Annotated in this window: 8 protein-coding genes and 3 pseudogenes; 7 read left to right on the top strand and 4 right to left on the bottom strand. The window is 69.2% G+C overall.

The annotated features are described in order from the left end of the window. From OZN99_RS21200 to OZN99_RS21190, 3 genes and pseudogenes are all read right to left on the bottom strand, one after another. Positions 1–126: pseudogene (locus OZN99_RS21200) on the bottom strand (IS3 family transposase); the annotation flags it as partial. Beyond that, positions 125–463 (bottom strand): annotated as a pseudogene (locus OZN99_RS21195) (transposase); the annotation flags it as partial. The pseudogenes OZN99_RS21195 and OZN99_RS21200, both read right to left, overlap by 2 nt. A gap of 101 nt (positions 464–564) precedes the next feature. Beyond that, positions 565–1,047: a YybH family protein gene (locus OZN99_RS21190; RefSeq protein ID WP_270937241.1), complete on the bottom strand. Its 483-nt coding sequence runs from the start codon at positions 1,045–1,047 to the stop codon at positions 565–567. 315 nt (positions 1,048–1,362) lie between these two features. On the opposite strand from OZN99_RS21190, the gene OZN99_RS21185 reads away from it, so the two are divergent. From OZN99_RS21185 to OZN99_RS21160, 6 genes are all read left to right on the top strand, one after another. Then, the gene (locus OZN99_RS21185; protein ID WP_270937240.1) at positions 1,363–1,935 is read left to right on the top strand and encodes an elements of external origin; all 573 of its coding nucleotides are present in this window, start codon (positions 1,363–1,365) and stop codon (positions 1,933–1,935) included. Further along, complete coding sequence (locus tag OZN99_RS21180; RefSeq protein WP_333779756.1) at positions 1,935–3,533, top strand: phage terminase large subunit family protein; 1,599 nt, start codon at positions 1,935–1,937, stop codon at positions 3,531–3,533. Before OZN99_RS21185 ends, OZN99_RS21180 begins: the two co-directional genes overlap by 1 nt. A gap of 28 nt (positions 3,534–3,561) precedes the next feature. Then, positions 3,562–4,637 (top strand): IS630 family transposase gene (locus tag OZN99_RS21175; protein ID WP_270937239.1). Its coding sequence is split into 2 segments (ribosomal slippage): positions 3,562–4,059 and positions 4,062–4,637, totalling 1,074 coding nucleotides; the frame shifts between segments, so codons are not numbered across the junction. Continuing rightward, positions 4,544–5,080, top strand: coding sequence for a terminase gpA endonuclease subunit (locus OZN99_RS21170; RefSeq protein WP_333779757.1), 537 nt, complete (start codon positions 4,544–4,546; stop codon positions 5,078–5,080). Before OZN99_RS21175 ends, OZN99_RS21170 begins: the two co-directional genes overlap by 94 nt. A 15-nt stretch (positions 5,081–5,095) precedes the next feature. Then, positions 5,096–5,332, top strand: coding sequence for a phage head-tail joining protein (locus OZN99_RS21165; RefSeq protein ID WP_270937238.1), 237 nt, complete (start codon positions 5,096–5,098; stop codon positions 5,330–5,332). A 297-nt stretch (positions 5,333–5,629) separates the two neighbouring features. After that, positions 5,630–6,529 carry a hypothetical protein gene (locus OZN99_RS21160; RefSeq protein ID WP_270937237.1) on the top strand — a complete coding sequence of 300 codons (900 nt, stop codon included), beginning with the start codon at positions 5,630–5,632 and terminating at the stop codon, positions 6,527–6,529. Between the two features lie 390 nt (positions 6,530–6,919). Here OZN99_RS21160 and OZN99_RS21155 read toward each other — a convergent pair whose 3' ends face one another. Continuing rightward, the gene (locus OZN99_RS21155; RefSeq protein WP_270937236.1) at positions 6,920–7,225 is read right to left on the bottom strand and encodes a hypothetical protein; all 306 of its coding nucleotides are present in this window, start codon (positions 7,223–7,225) and stop codon (positions 6,920–6,922) included. Between OZN99_RS21155 and OZN99_RS21150 the strand changes: the two are divergent. Next, positions 7,221–7,416: pseudogene (locus tag OZN99_RS21150) on the top strand (IS3 family transposase); the annotation flags it as partial. The gene OZN99_RS21155 and the pseudogene OZN99_RS21150 sit on opposite strands and share 5 nt — an antisense overlap.

Genomic DNA, 7,416 nt, shown 5'->3' with positions numbered 1-7,416 from the left:
CGCGATCTCGCGGATCCGCAGTCTCAGGGGCGCCTGGTCGTCACGGCTCGAGCGGTAGCGCTGCGACGAGCGGTGGAAGCGCAGCGCCGCGCAGCCTCGCCGTTCGCTCACCCCGAACCGGTCCTGCCGTCGGGCTTGCGGCGCGTCCGGCGCGCTCGCGGTCGAGGATAACGAGGTGGTGGTTCAGCGACTCCAGCACGCCGCCGTCGCGCAGCCGGGCGAACCAGCGGTAGACTGTCCGCCATGGCGGGAAGCAGTCCGGCAACAGGCGCCACGCGCAGCCCGCGCGCAGGACGTAGAAGATCGCGTTGACGATCTCCCGCTCGGGCCAAGCCCGCCGCCGTCCTCGTCGCGGCGCGGGCGGCAACAGCGGCTCCAGCACCGCCCATTCCGCGTCGGTCAGGTCGCTCGCATAGCGAAGGCCCGTGCGGCTGTGCTGCTGCCGCGTGGCCGGGGTCCACATCGGGTCGTCCGTCCAAGGTGTCGCAACCCGGTCGAATCACGATGCAGCCCGGCCATCCAGCCCCCGCGTCGGGTCATACCGGCGCTGTCTGCAGAGAGCCGCTAAGGCCGTGTGGGCGTCGGCAAAAAGGAGGAATGGTGATCGGCGATGCGCCACGCGCCGTCGGCCAGCCGGGTCATGGTGATGCTGAAGCGGGCCGGCGCTTGCCGCTCGCTGCCATTGGCCAGCGTCATGCGGAACACCCAGTGGCCGGAAGCCACCGCGGCACTCTCGCTCAGGCGCGTCACACCATGCGAGCCATAGGTCACCCCGACCGCAGTCACGCCTTCACGCGGACGGCCGAAGCTGGCTTGTATCGCCGCGCGGCCAACGCTTTGCTCTCGACTGGTAATGCCCCAATAGCGTGCTTCCTCCGTGTAGAGGGCTGCAATCCGCGGGGCATCCATGGAACTATATGCCTCCGCCCAGGCCGCCAGGAGAGCCGAGGGATCGTTCGGGTTCGGCTGGGCCCGGGCCTCGGGGCCGCTGGTAAACAGGGCCGCAGCCAGGATGACGAGAAGGGCGAAACGCCGGGAGCTCTGCATCCTCAAGTCCTGTCCGATCCTTCGGCAACGCACATCTTCAATAGTAATGTAGCAGACTGAGCCATGTGCGATCGCCTGAAATCTGCGCCTCCACGGGGTGTTGGAGTGGCGCGCAGTGCGGCGCCGCGTGCGGTTTGCCCGCAACCCGGCCATCCAGCCTAGCGACGGCTTATATCGACATCGTTTCGAGACAGCCTCTCAGCACGGCCGGCCACAGTCGACCGCATGCCTCGGATCATTTCGATTTCGCTGCAGACCGAGCCGCTGCCAGCGGTCCGGTTATGGTAGGCGGCTAAGCAGGATCTTGATTAGATCATGATCTTCACGGCGCAGCCGGGCCGCGTGGCCTCGCAGCGCGAGGTGGCGCGCCGCCTCGGCGTCTCCCACACGGCGCTGCAAAAGGCGCAGCGTGCCGGCCGAATCGCACCGGAGGCGGACGGCGCCTGGGACTTCGAGAAGGTTCGGGCGCGGCTGGCCGACAGCAGCGATCCCGTCCGGAAGACCGCGACGTTCGCGCAGCCGACGCCGGCAGGACTGCGGCCCGTGGCACCAACATCGATCGCACCGCCGACCGCCGATCCGCTGCCGCGCGCAGCGCAGAACACCTTCCACGATGCGCGCACGGCGAACGAGGTGCTGAAGGCGCAGGAGCGCAGGCTGCGGCTCGATGAGCGCAAGGGGAAGCTGGTCGACAAGGCCCGTGCGCTGCTGCTGGTCCACCGGCTCGCCAAGGAGGAGCGCGATGCCATCCTCGCCTGGCCAGCCCGCGTCACCGCTGAGATGGCGGCCGAGCTCGGTGTCGACGCGCATCGGCTACAGACGATGATGGACACGCGCCTGCGCGAGCATCTCGCGGCTCGGCACGATGTCCGGGTGAGCGTCGGCTGATGGCGGGCGAACATCTGCTGGAGGAGCTCGGCCGCTTCGACGGCGATGCCGAGATCCTGCAGGCATGGCGCGACGGCATGGCGCCCGAGCCGGCGCTGCTCGTGTCAGAGTGGGCGGACAAGCATCGCGTGCTCGGCTCACGCGGATCCGCGGAACCAGGCCCATGGCGCACCGTGCGCACGCCCTACCTGCGCGAGATCATGGATGCGCTGTCGCCGGCGCAGGCCGCGCGTCGGGTGGTTTTCATGAAGGGGGCGCAGGTCGGGGGCACCGAGTGCGGCAATAATTGGATCGGCTACGTCATCCACCACGCGCCGGGGCCGATGCTCGCGGTACAGCCGACGACGGAGCTCGCCAAGCGCTTCTCCGATCAGCGCATCGACCCGCTGGTGGAGGAGACACCAGCGATCCGGGAGCGGGTCGCGCCGGCCCGCGCCCGCGACACCGGCAACACGCTGCTGTCTAAGGAATTCCCCGGCGGCATCCTGGTGCTCACCGGGGCGAACAGCGCTGTCGGGCTCCGCTCGATGACGGCGCGGTTCCTGTTCCTTGACGAGATCGACGCCTATCCCGGCGACGTCGAGGGCGAAGGCGATCCGATCGCGCTGGCCGAGGCGCGGGCCCGGACCTTCGGCTGGCGCCGGAAAGCCTTTCTCGTGTCGACGCCAACGATCGCCGGACGCAGCCGCATCGAACGGGAAGATGCCGGTTCGGACCAGCGGCGGTTCTTCGTGCCGTGTCCCCACTGCGGGGAGATGCAGTGGCTGCGGTTCGAGCGGCTGCGCTGGGAGAAGGGCGATCCGCGCTCGGCGCGGTATCACTGCGAGACCTGCGACGAGCCGATCGAAGAGCATCACAAGACGGCCATGCTGGCCGGAGGCGAGTGGCGGGCAACGGCCACCTCCGAGGATCCGCACACGGTCGGCTTCCACATCTCGGCGCTCTACTTGCCGGTGGGCTGGCTCTCCTGGGAGCAGATCGCCCGCGATTGGGAGGCGGCGCAGGGCAAGCCTGAAGACCTCAAGACGTTCAAGAACACGGTGCTGGGCGAGACTTGGCAGGAGCAGGGCGAGGCGCCGGATTGGGAGCGCCTGGTCGAGCGTCGCGAGGATTTCCGGATGGGCATGGTGCCCACCGGCGCGCTGGTGCTGACCGCCGGCGTCGACGTGCAGGACGACCGCCTCGAGTGCGACGTCTGGGGCTGGGCGGAAGGCTACACCTCCTGGCTCGTCGATCACGTGGTCGTCCCAGGCAGTCCGCGCGAGCGGGGGCCGTGGGACGCTCTGGCGGCGCTGCTCGCGCGGGACTGGCCGCGCCTGGGCGGCGGCGCGATGCGCATCGCCCGCCTCTGCGTCAACACCGGTGGGCGGGACACCGCGGCGGTCTACGGCCATCTTCGCCGGCTGCACGACCCGCGCATCGCACCGACCAAAGGCGTGGACGGCTGGAACCGTGCCCAGCCCGTCCAGGGCCCGACGCCGGTCGATGCGCTGGTCGACGGGCGCAAGCTGCGGCGCGGCCTGAAGCTCTGGACGGTCCCATACCCGGCTCGTGAAATGCAGACTCGCCTGTGTAGGGTGCGAGACGAGCGGGCGTGATGCGGTGTCCTCCGGCATCTCGGAGGGCATGACGGTGGGAGCGCCGCTGGCGATCCGGACGGACTTGGAGGCGGCGGACCTGCGCCGCCTGGCCCGACAAGAGAGCGACGGTCGGGTGGCGGCGCGGCTGATAGCGCTGGCCAACGCGCTGGACGGCATGAGCCGGGAGGCGGCGGCGCGCGCTGCCGGGATGGACCGCCAGACGCTGCGGGACTGGGTGATCCGCTTCAACGCCGAGGGCATTGATGGCCTGCGCGACGCCCCGCGTCCCGGCCGCCCGGCACGGATGACCGACGGCCAGCAGGCGGCCTTCAAAGCGCTGATCCTCCGCGGCCTCGATCCGGAGCGCGACGGCGTCTCGGCCTGGCGGGTGGTCGACCTCTGCCGCTTGGCCGAGGAGCGCTTCGGCGTCGTCTACCGCAAGGGCGGCATGCTGCGGCTGGTGAAGTCGCTCGGGCTGTCCTGGCAGAAGACCCGGCCACGACACCCGCTGACCGACACAACGGCGCAGCGGCGCTTCCAAAAGGGGGCCTTGCAGCCGCGCTGAGCGAGATCGCCCGCCGTCATCCCGACAAGGAGTTGCAACTCTGGTGCCAGGACGAGGCCCGCGTCGGCCAGAAAGGGCGCGGCACGCGGGTCTGGTTCGAGCGCGGCGTCCGCCCGGTCGGCATCATCGACCGCCGCTATGCCTCGGCCTGGATCTACGCCGCCGTCCGGCCCGGCACAGACAAGGCCTTCGCCCTCGTGCTGACCGAGACCAGCGCCGCCGCCATGGCCGCTTTCCTCCAGCGCTTCGGGGCGAGCCTGCCGGAGGGCGTCCATGTCGCCCTGCTGCTCGACGGAGCAGGCTGGCACACGGCGAAGGACATCGCAGTGCCCGACAACGTCAGCCTCGTCTTCCTGCCGCCCTACAGCCCTGACCTGAACCCAGTCGAGCGCGTCTGGCTCTACCTGCGAGAGCGCTTCATCTCGCATCGCCTCTTCGCCGACCTCGGTGCCGTCATCGACGGCTGCTGCGACGCCTGGAACCGCCTCATCGACGAGCGGGGCCGCGTCGCATCCCTGACCGATTACGCCTACCTGCGGTCGGTCAGGATTTCATAAGCCGGGTATCAGTCTCCACCTGGAAGGCCGATCTGTATCGCCGCCTCTGGCTTGGTCGCGGCGACGCCGAGGACTTCCCGCCTGGCTGGGTGCACTTGCCGCAGGGGATCGAGGCGGAGTGGGTGAAGCAACTGGTCGCCGAGCAGCTGCGCACGGCGAAGGACCGGCGCGGCTTCGCGCGGCAGGAATGGGCGAAGCTGCGCGAGAGGAACGAGGCGCTGGACTGCGCGGTGCTGGCGCGCGCGGCGCTCTGGCTGCTCGGCGCCGACCGCTACGGTGAGCGCTTCTGGGCGCGGCTGCGCGAGGACGTCGCCAACGCCCCGCTCCAGCCGCGCGAGATGCCCACCGGCGGGAATGTCGCGCCGCCGGCGCCACCGCCGGTCGCGCCCGACACCCATCGCCCGCGGGGTTGGCTCGCGCCGCGCAGCGGCTGGCTGCGCTGAACAGAGAGGACGAGCATGGACCCGACCGTCCTCGCCTGGGCGCTGGCGCAGCCCGCCGGCAGCCGCGCCGCCGCGCTCGCGGCAGCCTATACCGGCGGCACCACGCGCGTGACCTTCGACGGACGCACCGTGGAATACAGCAGCCTCGATGAGCTCGGCCGCGCGCTCGCCGTCCTGCGCGGCGCGCAGATGACGGCGGCGCGCCGCCCCAGCATCACCTTCGCCAGCTTCTCGCGCGGGGGAAGCAGATGATCGGACGCGTCCGCCGCCAGCGCCGTCCGCGGTGCTTCGAGAGCGCGCAGGCAAGCGCCGAATCCAAGGATCCGTCCGCGCCTGAACTTCGGCGCCTGCTCTTGCCGAGCCTCGTTCCGCGCGTGTCCAGCGGTGCCAGTCCGCGGAGACCAGCGCCTTCTCGGGGGTACCGATCGGAGCGAAGGGTCCGTCGCCCGAATTATTATTTTGCCTGATGCAGGATCAGCGGATCAAGATGCTTATCGGACCGCATTCGGTCGCCTGCATACCCTCGCTTCCACAGGTCTGGGAGGAGCAATGATGCGCGATGCCATCCGGGCGGCGGTACTCGCCGTCGTTGTGTGCTCGCTGACGTGGGGAACCGCGCGCGCAGCTCTTCTCCCCCAGAATGGCGACTTCGAAACATATACTCAAGTCGCCTGGGGTACGCCGGCAAACAGTGCCAACCTTCTGCTATCGACGAACTATGCCTCTGTCTATAGTGGCGGGCTGTTTGAAGTCGGCATACCGGGCAGCCTTGGGTTCTCGATGCTCTTCACCACAGCCAATGCCGTCATGACATACCTGCCGCCCATTGGCCCCATCGGCCAACTGGTAGCGGACCTCCTCAACCCGACGTCGAGTGCGTCCGGCTTCTTCGGCGGAGAAGTAGTCGGGCTGCACCTGAACGTGGATTTCTCGGCGGCGAGCCTCTTGGCCCGCCCGGCCGCTACCGGCTTCGGCGAACTTGTCCTGGACAACCTGCGCGGATCAACGGCCGCGCTGAACGGGCTCACCGTGTCCCAGCTTCTCGGCTTGGCCGATCGTGTCCTCGGCGGGAACAGCAGCCCTCTTCCGCTCCTCGACCTCCACCTCCTCGTTCAGGACCTGAACAGCTCCTTCTTGTCCGGTGCGGTGTCCCCGTGGGCGGAGGAGCATCTGCGTCTAGCGAACGGCGGCAGCGGAGGTATTGAAGTGCCGGAACCTGCCGCTCTGCTCATTCTCAGCACAGCGCTCCTTGGTCTTCAGGCAGCAAGACGATTGCTCCCAAAGCAGGTGCGAGGCGATAGCGGAGCGAAATGGCGGACGATGCTTTTAGTGAGCGCCAAGCGAGCTGAACGACGGTTAGGTGAAGATCATCTGGATCCCTCTTCGCTTGCGCAGAAGCCCCTGCACCATCGCGTCATGTGCGGAGCCGCGTTCTTGCCCAGCTTATAGGCCGTCGTAGCGACGAGGCCGCGCGTCGGCTTCGTGGGCCATCCATCGAAGCGCCCCGTTCTGGCAAAAACCCAGGGCAGCGGTTGATTGTGCCGCAGACGGGTCATCGCGCGCCGTCCGTCCGTGACGCTGGCCAGCTTCTCGCAGGAGAGAATCAAGTGATGCAGCGTCTGCGCGATGCATGGCAGGTGCTGCGCGGCTACGCGGCGGCGCAGGATAGCCGCGCCTCCGCGTGGGCCCCGTCCGGCGGCAGCGCCACGGCCGAGGTCGGGATGGCCGCGCCGACGGTGGCGCGACGCGCCCGCGATGCCGTGCGCAACGATCCCTACCCCCGAGTGCGACCTGCTGGGCCGCCGCAGCGGGGCAACTCCAGCGCCACGTCTTCCCGCCTCATTGCGGCTCGCTGAAGCCAGAGCCGGAGCCGGGCTCGACGAAGCGACGGCTGTCGCCGGTCACCGTGATGGGGCGCCCCTGCCGGCAGTTCGTCATGCAGGCCTCGTCCGGCGTGTCGGGCCGCGCCTCCAGCACAAAGCCGTCGCGGTTCGGCATCTGCACGCGCGACAGAGTCTCCCGGTCGATCTCCGCGTCGTCCGGGATCAACTCGTTCAGGAAAAGGACGTAGGCCGTGATCGCGTAGTACTCGTCGTTGGTCAGGCTCTGCGGCGCCGGGTAGGGCATGGCGCGGCGGATGTACATGCTGCAGGAGGTTCTGGCAAAAAGCCGTAACGCCTGGTCGTCGTCGCGAGCTGGTCCGGCACGTGCAGGACCGGTTCGGGGTGAGCGAACGGCGAGGCTGCGCGGCGCTGCGCTTCCACCGCTCGTCGCAGCGCTACCGCTCGAGCCGTGACGACCAGGCGCCCCTGAGACTGCGGATCCGCGAGATCGCG

The organism is Falsiroseomonas oryzae (assembly GCF_027856955.1).
GTDB lineage: Bacteria > Pseudomonadota > Alphaproteobacteria > Acetobacterales > Acetobacteraceae > Falsiroseomonas > Falsiroseomonas oryzae.
The sequence above is the reverse complement of the archived record's forward strand: the minus strand, read 5'-3'. Positions and strand labels throughout refer to the sequence as shown.

What these genes read in the sequence shown, in the direction of transcription:
- OZN99_RS21165 (WP_270937238.1), top strand. Translation starts at nt 5,096, where the DNA reads ATGGACCCGACCGTCCTCGCCTGGGCGCTGGCGCAGCCCGCCGGCAGC.
- OZN99_RS21180 (WP_333779756.1), top strand. Translation starts at nt 1,935, where the DNA reads ATGGCGGGCGAACATCTGCTGGAGGAGCTCGGCCGCTTCGACGGCGAT.
- OZN99_RS21190 (WP_270937241.1), bottom strand. Translation starts at nt 1,047, where the DNA reads ATGCAGAGCTCCCGGCGTTTCGCCCTTCTCGTCATCCTGGCTGCGGCC.
- OZN99_RS21185 (WP_270937240.1), top strand. Translation starts at nt 1,363, where the DNA reads ATGATCTTCACGGCGCAGCCGGGCCGCGTGGCCTCGCAGCGCGAGGTG.
- OZN99_RS21155 (WP_270937236.1), bottom strand. Translation starts at nt 7,225, where the DNA reads ATGTACATCCGCCGCGCCATGCCCTACCCGGCGCCGCAGAGCCTGACC.
- OZN99_RS21160 (WP_270937237.1), top strand. Translation starts at nt 5,630, where the DNA reads ATGATGCGCGATGCCATCCGGGCGGCGGTACTCGCCGTCGTTGTGTGC.